Source organism: Bacillus sp. RO1 (genome assembly GCF_012524115.1).
Lineage (GTDB): Bacteria > Bacillota > Bacilli > Bacillales > Bacillaceae_I > Sutcliffiella_A.
In genome coordinates, this window is sequence record NZ_JAAZWB010000088.1 from 1 (window position 1) to 16731 (window position 16731).

The window sequence follows — 16731 nt, forward strand, 5'->3', positions numbered from 1 at the left end:
ATACAGCAAAGATGACTCATAGTATGTCCCGAGTTGGACGATGTATTGATAATGGTCCAATAGAATCATTTTGGGGGACATTGAAATGCGAGAAGTATTATTTGGAGAAATATGAAACGTTTGAGGACCTAAAAGACGCGATTGATGAGTACATTCATTTTTATAATCATGACCGCTACCAACAACGATTAAACGGCCTTAGCCCTTTAGAATACAGGGCTAAGACAGCTTAGTCTTGTTTTATTATTTCAAGTGTCTACTTGACAGGGGGCAGTTCATACCGGCGATGAAGACCTCTCTACTCCTTTTCCTTTTCACTTAGGTCTTCATCCCTACGAATCATTTCATAATTTATAATTTCTTAAAAAAACACAAAAAAGCATCACTCGCATTACTCGAGTGATACTCCTTGAACTTATCTTATTTGCAATAGCAAGCTCCAACAATGATTAACAAAATGAATAGAACTACGATTAAAACGAATGTATTTCCACAGCCGTATGCCGGGGCAACTTGAGATGGATAGCCGCATGGTCCACAAGTGTAGTAACAGTAATCGTGCATGGTCATCACTCCTGTTTAATATTTACACTTCTACACTATGAAATAGGTGGCTGTCCTGTATGTGCATATGCCCATTTTTCGAAAAATCTATTTATGTTTCTCCATTTTATCAATGATTTTAACGATGCTTTTTAATGTCTCATCTATATGCGTGTTATCCTCGGTAACTTGTTCGACTGTCGCGCTAATTTCCTCTAGACCAGCAGTCGCTTCTTCCATCAATGCTGCAAATTCACTCGTATAAGAATCTGTTGTAGCTGTTTTTTCTTTTACAGTGCTTGCAAAATCCCGGAAGTGTTGGGCGTCCGTTAATAATGCTTTCAAGGTTTCGCTTATTTGCTGGAAGGATTGATTAACCTGATTTGTTGCTTCAAGGTTCTTACTCATTTTTGCTATGTTGAGTTGCAACTGTTTCAACACCTCTTCTTTTGTATGGTGTAGAGAGGAAAGGTTGTCTGTAATTTCTTTTGTAGTCTCGCCAGTTGACGTTGCAAGCTTACGAATTTCCTCCGCTACCACCGCAAACCCTCTACCAGCTTCCCCTGCTCTAGCCGCTTCAATAGATGCATTTAGAGCCAGTAAGTTTGTCTGATCCGTAATGTTTTTTATGTGTTGTGTCAGCATATTCGTTTCATCAATTTTTTCCGTGAGGACCTGGAATATAGCGTCCATTTCCGCAACATCTTGTGAAAAACTTTTCATGTTCTCTTGAAGTTCTACTGCCATCACTTTCCCTTGATCTGCAGTGGTTTTTGTTGTATTGGTTGTTTGATATAAACTATTTGATTTATCTACAACATTGTCCATCAAGGTGGATACATCATTCGTCTGTTCCGCTATGCCACCAATTTGGTCTGCTTGTTTTGAACTTCCCACAGAAAGCTCCTGTATCGTTAAAGACACCTCTTTTTGCGATTGAATATTCATGTTCAAGCGCTCATGGACTTTATTGACTTGCTCAATTAACGTCATGGCATCTCGCTCAAAAGCTTCCTGCTTCTTTTGACGCACTTCACTTGCAGCTTGCATCGAGTCTACAATTCCTTCGAACTGAGCAAATAGTTTCTTCCCTATTTTCACTTGAACAAATGTAATGACAAATAACAGAAAAAATAACAGCACGATATTTCCTAATTGTCCGTCTGTCATCAGGTTGCCGTTTAGAAATGACCAAAGAGAGTAAGAAAATAAAACTAAACTACCAATCCCTCCAACAATAAAAACATTTCTATTAAAGTAAACGGTTGCAAGCATCAACACAAAAAAAGGTAGAATAAATCCTGATAAAGATGCTCCACGGCTTACCAAAATGATAAAAAATACGGTGAAAGTTACGCCTACTGTAAAGTATGGCACTAAGTAGTGAAACCACTTATTCCATCTGGTCAAAATTAATAAGATTACCCCTAAGCATAAGGCAACAAATAAGGTCACAGTTATCACTGTTGCCGCTGGTACAAACACATTCACAAGAAGTCCTGCACCGTAAGAGATAAAAATCACGAAAAACATAAGCTTATTCTTGTTGATCAAGTCTTGAAACTTTAATTCTTTTACACTTACCGCTGACATTGCATAATCCCCCACTCCATCTTCCTTTGTTGCTTTTGTTTCTTTTATAATTATTAATTCTTCATGTTCCTTCTGTTATCCTGCAATAATTCTGTTATTTTGTTGAATTTTGACAGAATAAACAAGCAAGCATTGCCCGTCACTTTATCTATAACTTAAGTTATCTGTTAGATCTGCGTGATCTGCGTGACTCTTTAGGCAAGTGGTTGCGATGTCTCAATATTGCCTCTACTCTCTCCATAGGAGTCTCCGCCATTTGCTATCCTATTTTTAAAACACTTAGATTTTTTCAATTATAATCATCAATTGAAAAAAGAACTTCAAATAAAAAAACATAGGGAGATTTAGTCTTCCTATGTTTTCATCCATATTATTTATCTGTTTGTTTTTGCTTCTTTTTCAAATATTCCGCACGTATTTTTTCAAGTTGCTGCTTTTTATCAAATTTAGCAGGTGCCTGTTTTTCATGAAACTTTGCCACGGCTACCTTACCTTTGTTATCTAATTGATATTTCCCCACTTTGCTCACCTACTTTTTATGTTTTAAAGAGAATCTATTCAACAAATATAATATACCTTATTTTACTGAAGTAAACCGCATTTTTATCCATGGAAGGATGATATTGCCTAGTTGATTTCCATTCCAGGCGGGAAGACGCCCAGGCATGCGAAGCGCCTGGAACGGAAATCAACGGTGTTTTATACTTTCTAATTCAAGAAAAACGGAGTGTGATTTACACTCCGTTCAATGAATGATTATAAAAACAACTTTTTATATTCTCCGTATCCCTCTTTTTCTAGTTGACTCACCGGGATAAAGCGAAGGGCAGCGGAGTTGATGCAGTACCTTAATCCGCCCTTGTCTACAGGACCGTCTTCGAACACGTGACCTAAATGGGAATCTCCTTCTTTGCTTCTTACCTCAGTCCTTACCATTCTGTGACTTACATCCATCTCTTCCTTTACTTGTTCTTTGTTTATCGGCTTAGTAAAGCTTGGCCAACCGCAACCCGCATCATATTTATCAAGAGAAGAGAATAAAGGTTCACCAGAAACTATGTCTACGTAGATTCCTTCTTCTGTATGATTCCAGAACTCATTTTTGAAAGGTGGTTCTGTACCGTTATTTTGTGTAACCTCATACTGCATTGGTGTCAGCTTCTTTTTCAAGTCTGCATTGTTTTCTTTTTTCCAATGTTCTTTAATAAATGCCGCCCTCCCAGATCCTGCTTGATACATCTTGTAGCGGAAAGGATTTTTCTTGTAATAATCTTGGTGATACTCTTCCGCTGCATAGAATGGCTTGGCAGGAAGTATTTCTGTTACGATTGGATCTTTAAATCTTCCACTTTCGTTTAAAGCCTGCTTAGATTTTTCAGCGAGCAGCCTTTGTTCATCTGTATGATAAAAAATGGCGGTACGATACGAATCTCCCCGGTCATGGAATTGTCCGCCAGCATCTGTGGGATCAATTTGGCTCCAAAAAACGTCTAGTAATTTTTCATACATGAATATTTCAGGATTGAACGTAATTTGTACTGCTTCATAATGGCCTGTCGTCTCCGAACAAACTTCTTTATAAGTTGGGTTTTCTTTATGTCCTCCTGTATAGCCTGAAACTACTTCTTCTATACCGTCTTGTTCGTCGAAAGGTTTAACCATGCACCAGAAGCAACCTCCCGCAAACGTTGCTTTCTCTAAATTGTTCATCATATATACCCACCTTTTTATAGAATATATTTACGTGAATTATAGCAATATCAAAGAGGATTTCCTAATGGTATGCTCGTATTACAGAAAGATAATAGTATGGTAAAATGAAGGGTACATATATCAGGAGGTTCAATTTATGAGCAAAAAAGTGGAAGTTTATATATTAGCTGGGTTTCTTGGAAGCGGGAAGACTACTCTTTTAACCCAAATGCTGCAACAGGAACAAGCAGAAAAAAGGAAAGTGGCGGTGGTCATGAACGAGCTTGGCAAAGTCTCCATTGACTCTGATTCCATACCTGATGAAACGCCACTATCTGAACTATTTGATGGCTGTATTTGTTGTACCATTCAAGAGAAATTGGAATCAACTATGCAAGGGCTATTACTTGATAAAGATTTGGTTGCCATTTACATAGAGACGACAGGTGCAGCACATCCAATAGAAGTGCTTGACACTGTTCTTTCTCCGATATTTGCGAACAAGTTTTCTGAAGCTCGGATCATTACACTTTTAGATGTTTTACGTTGGAAAGATCGTGACAAATTATCTATTCAAGTAAAACAGTTGATAAGAGAACAAGTAAAGCATGCAGATATGCTTATTTTAAACAAGACCGATTTAGTAAGTGAAGCTGAGGTTTCTAGCATTTTGTTTGAATTGCAATCAATAAATCCGCATTCTTCCACCCTTTTGACCACCTATGCTAAAATTCCGGAAAACAGCTGGAAGAGAACGAAACAGCTAGAAAAAGGGAGTCATTCTAGTGCACATGTTAAAGAGTCCCTTCACTTGAAGACCTTTGTCTATCAATTTACCTCTAAAATTGATTTGGATGAGTTTGAAGACTGGCTTAGAAATCTACCTGACTCCGTTTACCGTATTAAAGGGTATCTTTCTTTCGAGCATTCAAACAATATTTATTTGTTTCAGTATTCTTACGGTACTCCCCTGTATTTAAAAGAATTGGTTAAAGTCCCGTTGAATCTTGTCATTATTGGAGAAGACTTGGATGTAGAGTTACTAACAGAACAATTACAATCTTTAGAAAAAAACAAACAATAATCGATAGTGCTGTGCAAATCATGTGGATTTGCACAGCACTTTTCATTTTTATTCATTCATGAATGGCCTCAACTTGAATATGTTGATTAGTAATGAGGATTATACTGTTTTGGTGAAAAGAGGGATGACATGATTGTCATAAACGGGGAATCAATTACAGAAAGTACTCTTCCTAATCTAGAAGATCTTGAAAAGACAATTTTCCAACGCTTACTTAATGATTCACAGGTATATTCTTATGATTCTATGGAGGAATTAAGATTTGAGATTGCGTTAAGGAATAACATAGTGGCAAGTGCTGCATTAATGTCACAAGGAGAAGCACGCTTTGAAACGTTTGCCGGTTCACAAGGCAATCCTGCTTATTGGAATATAACAGAGACTGGCGGCTTTTTAATACGTGATGATGTCAATCCATCAGATGCTATAACTGATATTTTTGAAAACAGTCAATTTTATGCGTATGAGTGCGCAACTGCCATCCTTATTCTGTATTATCACGCCATATTAAATACAATTGGACCTAAACTTTTTAATGAGTTCTTTCAAGATTTATTACTTTATAGCTGGCATTTTGATTCAGATCTTGTCATGCAGTCCGTCTACACTTACTATACCATTCCAGGTGATGTTGTTTACTTTAAAAACCCTGATTTCAACCCATTGACCTATTGGTGGAGAGGTGAAAATGCCGTAGTGATGGGTGACGATTTGTATTTTGGGCACGGACTTGGAATAAAAGATGCAGCGTATATCATCGAGTTTTTGAATGGAACGAGAAAACCAGACGCTACTAAGCCAGCTTATCTAAGTGATTACGTTGCCCGTCCATCTTTTACACATCTGGCAAAGCTATTTTCCTCACAAAACAGACGAACCAAACATCAACATCCAGTCATTATCCATCGTAAGAATTCCATTTCACTCGATCGGTATTTGTTCTACTTGTATCGATCATACCTTCCTAATCAATAAAGGCCAGCTCCGACCTCGGAGCCAGCCTTCTTTCATTTGGAATTTTGGACAAGCCTTAATATTTCCAAAGCACGGTCGCCTTCTTTCCTAAGAAGCTCCTCCCATATTTGGTCTCGTCGGCAATCTAATTTAATAATATCGTAAGCAAGTTTATATGAATCAGTATTTTGATACCCCTGCACCTTTATCTCCTCCCTTTTTAATTAAGTTTGTATATTCCTTTTTCAATTCACTTAATGTGTAGGTGGAAAGAACACTATGATTCATGAAAAAACCCGCATTAACAAGTTTGGTAATATAATACTCTTTTGCATCACTAATAGCCTTTTCTAAAATTTTTGCCATTCCACTCACCTCTCTTTCTTTCAGTTTAGTAAATCAGTAGTGGAAATACTTTATTTTTGTAAGGAGTTATCACATGGAAATTACAATAAACTTCATTTAACTGTAAGGTTTTCTTACAAACGTACAGGAATTAATAAAAGAAATGTACTATAATAACAGTAAGAGCTCTAGAATAGGATGTGAATTGCTATGACACAAGAGGATCCATCTTTGAAAGAGAGAAAAGTCATTTCAATCGGCACGGTTCGTGATCTTACAGGTTTATCAGAAAGACAGATTAGATATTACGAGGAAAGAAAATTGATCTTCCCTGCCAGATCAGGTTCTGGCATACGCAAATATTCCTTCTCTGATGTAGAACGTCTGATGGAAATCGCCAATCAGATGGAAGAAGGTGTCCAGACTCATGAAATAAGAAGAGAGTGGAAAAAGAAAGAAAAAGAAAATGAGAATTGGAAAAAGCAAATGTTAAAGGGACAAATTCAGGCACATTTTAAACAAAATAGAAACTAAGCATGATTATCTCTCTAGAGGAAATCATGCTTTTTTCTGTAGCTGAATTTAATCTTAACCAAAATGTTTGGTTATGCTACCATTAGCACATCAGGATTTAAGTGGAGCGTGAAGTATGTTTGAATTATTATTAACCATGTTAGAGCGACTTGGTATTATTGTAACCGTTGCTTTTATCATGACTAGGCTGTCTTTTTTCAGACAGTTGGTCAACCGGCAGCAAATTGATAGAAAACAGCAAGCTTATGCTATTCTGTTTTTTGGCTTTTTCGGCATTATTGGAACATATACAGGTCTTGCTTTTAGTACAGAAACATTAGGATTCGATCGTTGGATAACGGAACTAAATGAATCTGAGGCAATTGCTAACTCCCGCGTAATTGGGATTGTAATGGCTGGGTTACTTGGCGGATATAAAGTGGGTATTGGTGCAGGGTTAATTGCTGGTATACATCGAATGAGTCTTGGTGGATTTACAGCGTTTTCTTGCGGCTTTTCTGCTATAGTAGCAGGACTTTTGGCAGGTTTCATACGAAGCAAATATAAGGGGAAAAGAATTAGTGTTTCTGTGGCCCTTTTAACTGGAGCACTAGCAGAATCGATTCAAATGGGCATAATCCTCCTTACTTCCCAGCCGTTTTCGCAGGCTCTCGCGCTTGTGGAAAGTATAGGACTTCCTATGATTTTCGCTAACGGAGTTGGATCTGCCCTATTTTTCCTCATTATCTTAACTGTGATTAACGAAGAGGAAAAAGTAGGAGCTGTACAGGCTCAAAAAGCTTTGTCATTAGCCGAGAATACGTTGACACACCTTAGAAAAGGCTTGACGCTTGAATCTGCAAAAGAGACGTGTAAAATAATTTACCGGGAAGTGAATGCCAGTGCTATAGCCATAACTGATAGGGAGAAGATTCTAGCACATGTCGGAATGGGGAATAATCATCATAAACCCCTCTCCCCTATCCAAACTTATAGCACAAAACAAGTACTGAAATTCGGAAATTTATTAGTAGCAGGAAAGAACGACATTCAGTGCCAAGATCCATCTTGCCCACTCGGTGCGGTTGTTATCGCTCCATTAAAGAAAAGAGAAGAAACAGTTGGTACACTTAAATTTTACTTTGGTTCGGATAAAGAAATTGATAATGTCGTCATTCAACTAATTACAGGACTCAGCTCCCTTATGAGTCATCAGTTGGAAATTTCTGAAGCTGAAAATGCATCCAAGCTAGTGAAAGAAGCTGAAATTAAAGCACTCCAAGCTCAAATCAGCCCCCATTTTCTGTTTAATTCATTGAATGTAATTGTTTCATTAATACGCACAGATCCGAAAAAAGCACGAAGACTATTAATTTCCCTTTCTCATTTCTTTCGGCAAAACTTGACGGCAACTACTGCTAAATGGACAACTGTTCAAGAAGAGCTAAAACATGTACAAGCATACCTTTCTGTTGAGGAAGCAAGATTCTCAGATCGCTTAACAATAACGTATCATGTTGACGAATCTGCTCTTTCCTACCTTGTTCCTCCTCTGTCCTTGCAGCCAATAGTTGAGAATGCCGTAAAACATGGGCTTAAGGACAGGCAGGAAAATGCACAATTAATCATTAAAATAAAAGAGCGTTCATCAGATATATTTATCTCTATTGGAGACAATGGGATAGGAATGACAACAGATAGAATCATTGAGCTAGGTCAGCTTCAGGTTTCTTCCCCTACTGGCACAGGGGTTGGCCTTTATAATATTAATAAAAGACTTATAATGATGTTTGGCAATCAAGCAAGATTGCATTTCCATAGTGAAGCAAGCATTGGCACCACCGTTTCTTTTACCATTACCAAAAAGTTAAGTAAGGAGGATATAACAGATGGATAATATAAAAACGATCATAGTCGATGACGAACCATACAGCCGTGATGAACTTAAGCATTTATTAGAAGAGCATGACTGTATACAAGTGATTGGAGAGGCAGCAACAGGCGAAGACGCTCTGTTACTCTGCATGCAGCATCAACCGGATGTCGTTTTTTTAGATATAGAAATGCCAAAAATGAACGGCTTGGATGTTGCCAAGCATTTAAAAGAATTAAAAAAATCACCTCTTGTTGTTTTTGCTACTGCCTTTCCTAATTTTGCAGTAGACGCTTTTAGACATGAAGCGGTTGACTATCTATTAAAACCGTTCGAAGAGGAACAATTATCCCAAACCGTGTGTCGGCTTAATAAACACTTAATACCAGAAAAGGAAACTCCGACACAATCAAGCTCCTCCAGGCTTGCTGTTGAGTATGAAAACGAGATTTTTTATTTAGATCCACTTGATATACTCTATATCAGTAGAGATGACCGAATATCGAGAATACATACTAATACACGTAACTTCGAGTCAAAGCTTGCTTTGAAGGATTTGGAGGAAAGGTTGCATGACTACCCTTTTTTCCGCATCCATAAGAGTTACCTTGTTAATTTAAACTATGTGACGAAATTGACTCCTTGGTTCAATGGAGCATACATGCTGGAGCTAACAGGAAGCCCCCAAAAACTTTCTGTAAGCCGTAATTATGTTAAAGCATTAAGAAAAAAACTCGAACTCTAACATGTCAGTGATCGAAACTGACATGTTATTTATGTTTTAGCACATCTTGGCCATCCTTCCACCCGATGAAAGCCTTTTCATTTATAATGATGGTACTCCATAAAGAGAAAGGGGTCTTCATTTTGTATACATTCTTAACAGGTATTGTCTTATTAATTTTAGGTTATTTCATTTATGGTAGATTTGTTGAAAAAGTATTCGGGATAAAAGATGCTAGAAAAACACCCGCTTACTCCAATCAAGACGGTGTTGATTATCTCCCATTAGGCCAAAATAAAAATTCATTGATTCAATTATTGAATATAGCCGGTGTTGGACCAATTTTCGGACCAATTTTAGGTGCTTTATATGGTCCAGTGGCATTTTTGTGGATAGTCCTAGGATGTATCTTCGCCGGAGCGGTTCATGATTATTTAACTGGTATGATCTCCATTCGAAACCGCGGTGCTCATTTGCCCGAACTCGCAGGTAAATTTCTTGGAAAGTTCATGAAACATACTGTCAATGCCTTTGCTATCTTGCTTTTACTTTTAGTTGGAACCGTTTTCGTAACAGCTCCGGCAGGTTTAATTCATACATTAGCAGAAGGCAAAGTGGCACTAGGTATGATTATTTTAGCTATTTTCATCTATTATATTTTTGCGACGATGTTACCAATCGATAAGGTCATCGGTCGTTTATATCCTATTTTTGGAGCATTATTACTGATAAGTGCTTTAGGTGTCGGAGTATCGTTAGTGGTTACAGGCGCACCTATCCCTGAATTAAGCTTCACAAATATGCATCCAGATAACGTGCCTATCTTCCCATTATTATTTTTAACGATTTCATGTGGAGCACTATCTGGTTTCCATGCAACGCAAACACCTATTATTTCTAGAACTACTCAGAACGAAAAACAAGGCCGTCGAATATTCTACGGCATGATGATTGCAGAAGGTATCATTGCCATGATTTGGGCAGCTGCAGGAATGAGTCTGTTCAATGGATCAGCTGGATTAAGTGAAGTATTGGCCAATGGTGGACCAGGTGCCGTTGTAAGTGAGGTTTCTGTTACAATGCTCGGAGCTATTGGGGGGACTATGGCGGTCATCGGAGTCATTATCCTTCCGATTACATCGGGAGATACTGCATTCCGAAGTGCTCGTATGATTATTGCTGATTACTTCAATATTTCTCAAAAGAAAATTATCAGCCGTCTTTGGATTGCAGCTCCTTTGTTCGTCATTTCATTCGTACTGACTAAAATTGATTTTGAATTATTATGGAGATACTTCTCCTGGGCGAATCAGTCCACTGCCGTCATAGCATTATGGGTCGGCGCGATGTACCTGTTCATTGCTAGAAAACAGTATTACATTGCGATGATACCGGCAATCTTTATGACGATGGCAACGACAACCTATATATTAAATGCACCTATTGGCTTCCGTTTACCGATCGAAGCATCTTATATCGGGGCAGCTATGTTTACGATCATTATTATTGGGTTGTTTTATGTAAAAGCTATTGCAGCAAGAAAGACAGATTTTGAGCTCGATGCACATGACTTTCCAAATGAAAAAGCAGCATAATCTCACGAACGGTTCTACTTTGGTAGGACCGTTTGTTTGTGGTTTTGCATAAAAGTTATCTGTTCGGAAAAAGCTAGTATCAAAGGAGGCGGATTTGATATGGCATCCCCTTATCTATGCCCAAATTGTAAAACCAATCGCTCGCGTTTTAACATTATTGAACAGGTGGCAAAGTCCGTGAAGTTAAATCCTCAATCAGGTGAGGTTGTAGAGGAATATACATCCGGCACCATGGACCCTTTTCATATCCCATATAAAGGTCCTTCTCAAAAAATACAATGTGCCACTTGTGGCAATGTTGATGAGGAAATTACTTTCATCAAACATGCAGAATATCAAAAAGGATAATAGGCTCTAGAGGCCTGTTATCCTTTTTCTTTATTTTGATTGCAAAATGTTAATATTTCACTGTTACTTGCATATCCATTTATCATCAGGAATAAATGGAGGGTGTTTGCAAATATGGGACATGATGAAAATTACAACCTGGCAGTAAAATATCAATTGTTGGCAGATTATTATAAATACTCTGATCCTCAACAACATATTCATTTTTATCATATGCATATTTATCATCTACAGAAATGGGTGAAAACAATAAAGCCCATTCCATCAAGAGATGCTCCTTCAAGTAATCCCTCTCAACTTAGAATCCTTCATGCTTCCCCTGGGATAATGGCAGTCGATGTGCATGTAAACAATAACGTTGTTTGGAAAGATCTACGTTATACAAACAGCAGTAGATATGTGGATATAAAACCTACAAACAATCAAATAGAAGTGATACAAAACGGGCAAAAATTAATTACCGGTACACTTCAGGCAAATTCGGGTATTAACTATACAATCGCGATTGCCGGAACAAAGGATAAATTACAACTAATTCCAATTGGGGATGATTTTACTGTACCTCAAAGTGAATCAAAGCTCCGTTTTTGGCATTTATCCCCTGATGCCCCTTCTGTGGATGTTGCCGTTAAAAAGGGCGATGTCGTCTTTTCTGATATTCTCTACAGTGGAATAACTGATTATCTCGGACTAACACCGATGACAGTCGATCTTGAAATAAGACTTGCAGGTACAAAGGATATCGTTCTCCCCCTAAACAGGGTAAGCTTGAAGCCAGATGTAGCTTATACCATTGTAGCAGTTGGCCTTGTGAAAAACAGTCCATCTTTGGAAGCCATTTTTTTAGCCCCATGACATGAAAAATGCTCAATCAACTAGTGATTGAGCACCATGTTCTATTTCATTAGCACCAAGCAGCACCAACGATGATTAAAAGAATAAACAATACTACGATTAACACGAAAGAGCTTCCGTAACCACCTGGGTATCCTGCTCCTGCTACTTGACCGTAACCGCAACCACACCAACTCATAGCTGTCACCTCCTCTACAAGGTATCTATCGAAGCTTGGTAATTAATAGCTGAGTACTCCAGCACCAACAATCACCAATAAGATAAACAGAACAACTATTAACGCGAATCCTGATCCATAACCAGAACCACCCATGCTCTACACCTCCCCCTCTTTCCTAATACATAATGTATTCATGAGGAGCGTATTGGTAAAGGCATATGCCCAGTTCCAAAAAAATTGGGTGGTTTTTAATACTAAGCCCTTAGGTATTGTAGTACCAAATAAATAATATAAAAAATAAAAACCGGACAGAAACCGCCCGACGCCCTTAAAGCTATAGAATATTAGTTTTAGGTTAGTCACCGCTGTTCCTTTCCGCAAATGGCTTCGCTTTCCGCGGGACGGCGCTTGAGCCTCCTCACAACGCTTCAGGGGTCTCAACCTACTGTTTCTCCCCGCTGGAGTCTTCTCCTTTTGCTCCAATCCACCGCTAAGAATCTTTAAGAGCTTTACGTGTTTTAAAGTGGCCCCGACGAAACTGAGGAGGCTCACGGACCGCACGCAGGCAAGCGAAGCTCCTGGAACGGATATCAACTATCTTACATGCTTTCTTATCTATACAAGAAAAAGCATGGTGAAATGATCACCATGCTTTTTGGGATGTTAGTCCTCGACTGGAACTAGTAGTTTGAATTCGATATCGTCTCGTTCGACATCAAATTTTGTAAATATTACTTTTGTATCACTTTGCAGCTCCAGCTCTTGAAGCGCGACATAGATACTTTGTTCGTTTGGTATTATTTTAACCCAGGGTGGTAAAGGATAATTATCACCTACATACTTTAAAACCATGGATACAGGTACTTGCAACCTTCCTATCGACATGGAGTCTTGTTTTAACACTACATCACCGTTTTCCTGAACCTCAGGCATAAACGTCATGGTAAGGGGTATGTTTCTATCAAACACTGTCATTTCACCCCTGAGCTCCACTCTGTCAGTCAGTACCACTTCATAATTTAAAGGTCTTCTCGTTTCTTTTTCCAAATAGTAACGGATAAGTTCATTTAAGTCTTCTTTATCTGATTGGATAGTAAAAGCTACCCTTTTTCGGTCATCATCCTTGCCGGGTAAATTAAATTTTGAGTGTTTTGGCAGCAGCACCAAGAATATTGCTACTCCCGCAATCAAAATATTTATTACAAGCAAGCTTAAAAAGGCCGTTTTCCAGTTAATTACTTTCTTCACCATAACCCTCTCCACTACTCTTCTTCTAACATCTCTTCCAATGATGTTTCCTCGTTAAAACGCTTAATTTCTTCTACAACATTATTACCTATTAATTCATACCCTTTTTGATTAGGATGAAACTGATCATCATCTAGTAAATTTTCCTCTGGCTCGATAAAAATGTCTTGTATCGGGACATAGGCTGTATTAGGATATTCATCTAAAACTGAAACGGTCGTCGCATTCCAATTAGTAACTACATCATTCATTTCTTCAATTTCTTGGAAGTACTGATAAAAAGGATTGAATAGACCAACTAAATATACTCTACTGGAGTCATTATGTTTCCTTACTTCACTTAGAACACTATCGAGCCTTTTAGCATACAATTCTTGTTCTTTATCAAATAGAGAAAATGTTAGATCGAGAAAATTCTCGCGTATCACCTTCATCAAATCATTTCCGCCAACCGTCATAAAGATCACATCTGCTTCAGCAAGCGCGCCCTGTACTTCTGGGTCCTCCAGCCTTTTGAGGAGATGATTAGTCCGGTTCCCCCTCACCCCAAGGTTGGTGACACTTACGTTGTCGATATATGGTTTGGCTTCATAATGTTGTTTAACTATTGATGTAAATCCACCGTTTTTGGACTCGTCTCCAACACCCTGTGTCAGGGAATCACCGAAAAAGACCAATTTAAACGACCTGTCAAAGAATTCTTCAGTTACTTCCTCTTTTTCTTCAATATTTATTATTTTATTCTGGTTCTCTGTAGACTCTTCTTTAAAGAAATCTTTGAAAAGCTTTCTTTCACTTTGGCTTTCTCTTCTTTCTTTCGCTTTTTCCAAAACATAACTTGAAGAATTTTCTGCGGAACAACTAACCATACTAATTATTATAAGCCCAAGCAAGGCTATTTTCCAAAATTTAACCATCATGCATTCTCCTTATATTGTTAAGGATATAAATCGCTACTTACATTAAACTTTCAGTACACTTTTTTATAACATACTCTAGTGTATTTTTCAAAAACTAAAAGGTTAGGAGGTTCATTAAATTGAAGGAAAAAGAAATACTTGCGTGCAATGAAGAAGTTTCAAAAGAACTATTTTCAAAAGAGCTACATGTAATAGTCACAGACGGATTAAATGCCAGCAGAGAAGAGGAGCTTAATGAAAATCAAAAGGATCACTCTTATTAAATAAGAGTGATCCTAACAACCTCATTTTTGACTTAAGAGAATTTCTACATGTTCCAATATTTCTTCATAAGGAACGTCCAAGCCATCATAACTTTTTATTATCGTACCTTCTTGATCGATTAGATAAAAACTTGTTCCATGGACAACTTCGCCACCGTTTTTAGGTTTAGCTACAATCGTTTTAAAGTTTTCCATACCAAACGCTTCTATCTCTTTTTGTGTATATCCTGTTAAAAAATCCCAAGAAGTATAATCTGCTTCGAAGTTATTTCCAAATTCCTTTAGTATATCAGGGCTATCAACTTCAGGATCAACAGAAAAAGATAGGAACTTAACATCTAATTGTTCTTCATTGGCCATTCTTTGCAATCTAGCCATGTTTGCCGTCATAGGAGGACATACAGTTGTACAGCTGGTAAAGACCATATTTGCTACAGTGACTTCACCTTTTAAGTCCTCTAAACTAACCTGCTCGTTATCCTGGTTTATGTACTGAAAATTTGCCAGTTTCCAATCTGTTGTATCAGGTATTTTTCCGTTGCCACTACATGCAGCTAAAATTACTGCACTAAGGCCTATTAGAAGTATTTTGCTTTTATTTAACACGTTCTTCACCTTATTTCGCTAGATATTTTCCATTTTCCAATCAAATCGTACCACTTCTCACTGATAGATAAAAGGAACAGCTATATAAATTCATAAAAATAACACATTTGATATTAGTGGAGGTAAAGGGATGCAAAGAGATTCTGAGACAATTAGTATTATATCCATCACATCAACCTCCTTAATCCTTGTCCTTGGGAACTCGATGCTTATTCCAGTGCTGCCTGAAATTCGTCATGATCTTCAATTAACTCAAGTACAAGCCAGCCTTATCCTTTCCATCTTCTCCATTGCTGGAGCTGTTACCATTCCATTTATCGGATATTTATCTGATAGGTTTTCTCGGAAGCACATAATTTTGGCATCGCTTTTACTTTATGGGTTTGGTGGTTTTGTTTCAGGGATTGCTTCCATGCTACAATCATCCTATTCATTTGAGGGAATCATTTTTGGCAGGATCCTTCAAGGCATTGGCTCAGCAGGAACAGCTCCCATTGCAATGGCCATTATAGCAGACTTGTTTTCAGGCAACAAACAGATGAAGGTATTAAGTCTAATGGAAACAACCAATAGTTTAGGGAAAGTGATGTCTCCATTAATCGGAGCCTGTATAGCACTGATTATGTGGCACTATGTTTTCTTTGTATTCCCTTTGGCTTGCGGCATTTTGTTTATCCTCTTCTATTTCTATGTTGGTAAGGGGGAGTCTCCTTCTGAGAAAGTAATTTTCAAGGACTATGTACGACATTTAAGTGGGGTATTAAAGGAAAATAGATATTATCTAATGACAAGTTATAGTGCTGGTGCACTCAGTCTTTATTTACTTTTTGGACTGCTGTTTTATTCTTCTGATGTGTTGGAAAACCAATTTGAAACACATGGATTTTTAAATGGTATCATACTCTCTTTCCCGCTTTTGTTTCTTACTATTGCTTCCTTCCTTATTGGAAATGTAATGGGAAAGTTTCAAAAATATATATACCGAATTGTCATCGCTAATTTTTTTCTTCTCAGCTTCTTTCTACTAGGAATAATGCTAAATAACAGCCTATGGTGGACCATTTTATTGGTTTCCCTGATTAGCACTTCTATTGGTATTGTTCTTCCATGCATGAATGCCATCATCACCAATTCTGTCAAAAAAAAGGCTAGAGGATTTGTAACAGCTCTTTATGGGTCAGTCAGATTTGCAGGAATTGCTCTTGGACCAATCGTATTTGGTTATTTTATGGATTTTTCCATTCCTTCCATACTTGTAATTTCTTCTGTACTTTGTCTTTTACAAGCCATTCTTTGCTTTTTCTTTTTAGAAGGAAAAAGGAAAAGTATTTCGCTTCATGCCATCACCAATTGGTTTTCTATATTTAACTTACCTTCTCAACGAAAAAAACAAAGAGGCTGACTTTCGTCAACCT

General features: G+C 37.8%; 21 protein-coding genes and 1 pseudogene. 11 read left to right on the forward strand and 11 right to left on the reverse strand.

All coding sequences use genetic code 11. The features are described 5' to 3' along the window. A partial coding sequence (locus HC179_RS18325) for an IS3 family transposase (protein ID WP_168865650.1) occupies nucleotides 1-233 on the forward strand: 233 nt, incomplete at its 5' end. Between the two features lie 187 nt (nucleotides 234-420). Here the strand turns inward: HC179_RS18325 and HC179_RS18330 are convergent. From HC179_RS18330 to msrA, 5 genes and pseudogenes are all read right to left on the reverse strand, one after another. Further along, nucleotides 421-564, reverse strand: a complete 144-nt coding sequence (locus tag HC179_RS18330) for a YjcZ family sporulation protein (RefSeq protein ID WP_168865651.1) — start codon at nucleotides 562-564, stop codon at nucleotides 421-423. Between the two features lie 87 nt (nucleotides 565-651). Beyond that, the gene (locus HC179_RS18335; RefSeq protein ID WP_168865652.1) at nucleotides 652-2136 is read right to left on the reverse strand and encodes a methyl-accepting chemotaxis protein; all 1485 of its coding nucleotides are present in this window, start codon (nucleotides 2134-2136) and stop codon (nucleotides 652-654) included. A 370-nt stretch (nucleotides 2137-2506) separates the two neighbouring features. Further along, entirely contained in the window at nucleotides 2507-2656 is a 150-nt protein-coding gene (locus HC179_RS18340; protein ID WP_168865653.1) for a hypothetical protein, read from the reverse strand. 236 nt (nucleotides 2657-2892) lie between these two features. Next, nucleotides 2893-3342, reverse strand: coding sequence for a peptide-methionine (R)-S-oxide reductase MsrB (msrB, locus tag HC179_RS21095; RefSeq protein ID WP_346775161.1), 450 nt, complete (start codon nucleotides 3340-3342; stop codon nucleotides 2893-2895). Continuing rightward, a pseudogene (gene msrA, locus HC179_RS21100) lies at nucleotides 3328-3849 on the reverse strand (peptide-methionine (S)-S-oxide reductase MsrA); the annotation flags it as partial. The gene msrB and the pseudogene msrA, both read right to left, overlap by 15 nt. A gap of 136 nt (nucleotides 3850-3985) precedes the next feature. On the opposite strand from msrA, the gene HC179_RS18350 reads away from it, so the two are divergent. Beyond that, nucleotides 3986-4912: a CobW family GTP-binding protein gene (locus HC179_RS18350; protein WP_168865655.1), complete on the forward strand. Its 927-nt coding sequence runs from the start codon at nucleotides 3986-3988 to the stop codon at nucleotides 4910-4912. 129 nt (nucleotides 4913-5041) lie between these two features. Next, nucleotides 5042-5887 (forward strand): protein-glutamine gamma-glutamyltransferase, encoded by an 846-nt coding sequence (locus HC179_RS18355; RefSeq protein ID WP_168865656.1) that lies wholly within the window; start codon nucleotides 5042-5044, stop codon nucleotides 5885-5887. A 159-nt stretch (nucleotides 5888-6046) separates the two neighbouring features. Here HC179_RS18355 and HC179_RS18360 read toward each other — a convergent pair whose 3' ends face one another. Then, a complete protein-coding gene (locus tag HC179_RS18360; protein ID WP_168865657.1) occupies nucleotides 6047-6232 on the reverse strand; it encodes a Fur-regulated basic protein FbpA in 186 nt (61 codons plus the stop codon). 189 nt (nucleotides 6233-6421) lie between these two features. Between HC179_RS18360 and HC179_RS18365 the strand changes: the two genes are divergently transcribed. From HC179_RS18365 to HC179_RS18390, 6 genes are all read left to right on the forward strand, one after another. Beyond that, nucleotides 6422-6745 (forward strand): MerR family transcriptional regulator, encoded by a 324-nt coding sequence (locus tag HC179_RS18365; RefSeq protein ID WP_088018440.1) that lies wholly within the window; start codon nucleotides 6422-6424, stop codon nucleotides 6743-6745. A gap of 115 nt (nucleotides 6746-6860) precedes the next feature. Continuing rightward, nucleotides 6861-8621, forward strand: coding sequence for a sensor histidine kinase (locus tag HC179_RS18370; protein WP_168865658.1), 1761 nt, complete (start codon nucleotides 6861-6863; stop codon nucleotides 8619-8621). Further along, nucleotides 8614-9342: a LytR/AlgR family response regulator transcription factor gene (locus HC179_RS18375; protein ID WP_168865659.1), complete on the forward strand. Its 729-nt coding sequence runs from the start codon at nucleotides 8614-8616 to the stop codon at nucleotides 9340-9342. Before HC179_RS18370 ends, HC179_RS18375 begins: the two co-directional genes overlap by 8 nt. A 122-nt stretch (nucleotides 9343-9464) precedes the next feature. Further along, nucleotides 9465-10916: a carbon starvation CstA family protein gene (locus tag HC179_RS18380; protein WP_168865660.1), complete on the forward strand. Its 1452-nt coding sequence runs from the start codon at nucleotides 9465-9467 to the stop codon at nucleotides 10914-10916. A 99-nt stretch (nucleotides 10917-11015) separates the two neighbouring features. Continuing rightward, nucleotides 11016-11264, forward strand: coding sequence for a hypothetical protein (locus HC179_RS18385; RefSeq protein ID WP_010193873.1), 249 nt, complete (start codon nucleotides 11016-11018; stop codon nucleotides 11262-11264). A gap of 114 nt (nucleotides 11265-11378) precedes the next feature. Further along, nucleotides 11379-12119: a DUF4397 domain-containing protein gene (locus HC179_RS18390; protein ID WP_168865661.1), complete on the forward strand. Its 741-nt coding sequence runs from the start codon at nucleotides 11379-11381 to the stop codon at nucleotides 12117-12119. Nucleotides 12120-12168: 49 nt separating this feature from the next. Here HC179_RS18390 and HC179_RS18395 read toward each other — a convergent pair whose 3' ends face one another. From HC179_RS18395 to HC179_RS18410, 4 genes are all read right to left on the reverse strand, one after another. Continuing rightward, nucleotides 12169-12297 carry a YjcZ family sporulation protein gene (locus tag HC179_RS18395; RefSeq protein WP_082380721.1) on the reverse strand — a complete coding sequence of 43 codons (129 nt, stop codon included), beginning with the start codon at nucleotides 12295-12297 and terminating at the stop codon, nucleotides 12169-12171. Nucleotides 12298-12339: 42 nt separating this feature from the next. Next, entirely contained in the window at nucleotides 12340-12432 is a 93-nt protein-coding gene (locus HC179_RS18400) for a YjcZ family sporulation protein (protein WP_082380722.1), read from the reverse strand. 510 nt (nucleotides 12433-12942) lie between these two features. Beyond that, nucleotides 12943-13530, reverse strand: a complete 588-nt coding sequence (locus tag HC179_RS18405; RefSeq protein WP_168865662.1) for a YpmS family protein — start codon at nucleotides 13528-13530, stop codon at nucleotides 12943-12945. Nucleotides 13531-13541: 11 nt separating this feature from the next. Next, nucleotides 13542-14447, reverse strand: a complete 906-nt coding sequence (locus tag HC179_RS18410) for an SGNH/GDSL hydrolase family protein (protein ID WP_168865663.1) — start codon at nucleotides 14445-14447, stop codon at nucleotides 13542-13544. Nucleotides 14448-14566: 119 nt separating this feature from the next. On the opposite strand from HC179_RS18410, the gene HC179_RS18415 reads away from it, so the two are divergent. Continuing rightward, complete coding sequence (locus tag HC179_RS18415; RefSeq protein WP_168865664.1) at nucleotides 14567-14710, forward strand: hypothetical protein; 144 nt, start codon at nucleotides 14567-14569, stop codon at nucleotides 14708-14710. Between the two features lie 21 nt (nucleotides 14711-14731). Here the strand turns inward: HC179_RS18415 and HC179_RS18420 are convergent, their stop codons facing one another. After that, nucleotides 14732-15316, reverse strand: a complete 585-nt coding sequence (locus HC179_RS18420; RefSeq protein WP_168865665.1) for an SCO family protein — start codon at nucleotides 15314-15316, stop codon at nucleotides 14732-14734. 130 nt (nucleotides 15317-15446) lie between these two features. Here HC179_RS18420 and HC179_RS18425 point away from each other — a divergent pair, with 130 nt between their 5' ends. Next, on the forward strand, nucleotides 15447-16718 hold the full coding sequence (locus tag HC179_RS18425) for an MFS transporter (protein WP_168865666.1): 1272 nt from the start codon (nucleotides 15447-15449) through the stop codon (nucleotides 16716-16718). Nucleotides 16719-16731: the final 13 nt, after the last annotated feature.

Bases quoted from the DNA above. Each gene is read 5' to 3' on its own strand.
- HC179_RS18335 (WP_168865652.1), bottom strand. From the start codon at position 2,136: ATGTCAGCGGTAAGTGTAAAAGAATTAAAGTTTCAAGACTTGATCAAC.
- HC179_RS18375 (WP_168865659.1), top strand. From the start codon at position 8,614: ATGGATAATATAAAAACGATCATAGTCGATGACGAACCATACAGCCGT.
- HC179_RS18410 (WP_168865663.1), bottom strand. From the start codon at position 14,447: ATGATGGTTAAATTTTGGAAAATAGCCTTGCTTGGGCTTATAATAATT.
- HC179_RS18425 (WP_168865666.1), top strand. From the start codon at position 15,447: ATGCAAAGAGATTCTGAGACAATTAGTATTATATCCATCACATCAACC.
- HC179_RS18355 (WP_168865656.1), top strand. From the start codon at position 5,042: ATGATTGTCATAAACGGGGAATCAATTACAGAAAGTACTCTTCCTAAT.
- HC179_RS18370 (WP_168865658.1), top strand. From the start codon at position 6,861: ATGTTTGAATTATTATTAACCATGTTAGAGCGACTTGGTATTATTGTA.
- HC179_RS18360 (WP_168865657.1), bottom strand. From the start codon at position 6,232: ATGGCAAAAATTTTAGAAAAGGCTATTAGTGATGCAAAAGAGTATTAT.
- HC179_RS18350 (WP_168865655.1), top strand. From the start codon at position 3,986: ATGAGCAAAAAAGTGGAAGTTTATATATTAGCTGGGTTTCTTGGAAGC.
- HC179_RS18330 (WP_168865651.1), bottom strand. From the start codon at position 564: ATGCACGATTACTGTTACTACACTTGTGGACCATGCGGCTATCCATCT.
- HC179_RS18390 (WP_168865661.1), top strand. From the start codon at position 11,379: ATGGGACATGATGAAAATTACAACCTGGCAGTAAAATATCAATTGTTG.
- HC179_RS18395 (WP_082380721.1), bottom strand. From the start codon at position 12,297: ATGAGTTGGTGTGGTTGCGGTTACGGTCAAGTAGCAGGAGCAGGATAC.
- HC179_RS18365 (WP_088018440.1), top strand. From the start codon at position 6,422: ATGACACAAGAGGATCCATCTTTGAAAGAGAGAAAAGTCATTTCAATC.
- HC179_RS18400 (WP_082380722.1), bottom strand. From the start codon at position 12,432: ATGGGTGGTTCTGGTTATGGATCAGGATTCGCGTTAATAGTTGTTCTG.
- HC179_RS18385 (WP_010193873.1), top strand. From the start codon at position 11,016: ATGGCATCCCCTTATCTATGCCCAAATTGTAAAACCAATCGCTCGCGT.
- HC179_RS18405 (WP_168865662.1), bottom strand. From the start codon at position 13,530: ATGGTGAAGAAAGTAATTAACTGGAAAACGGCCTTTTTAAGCTTGCTT.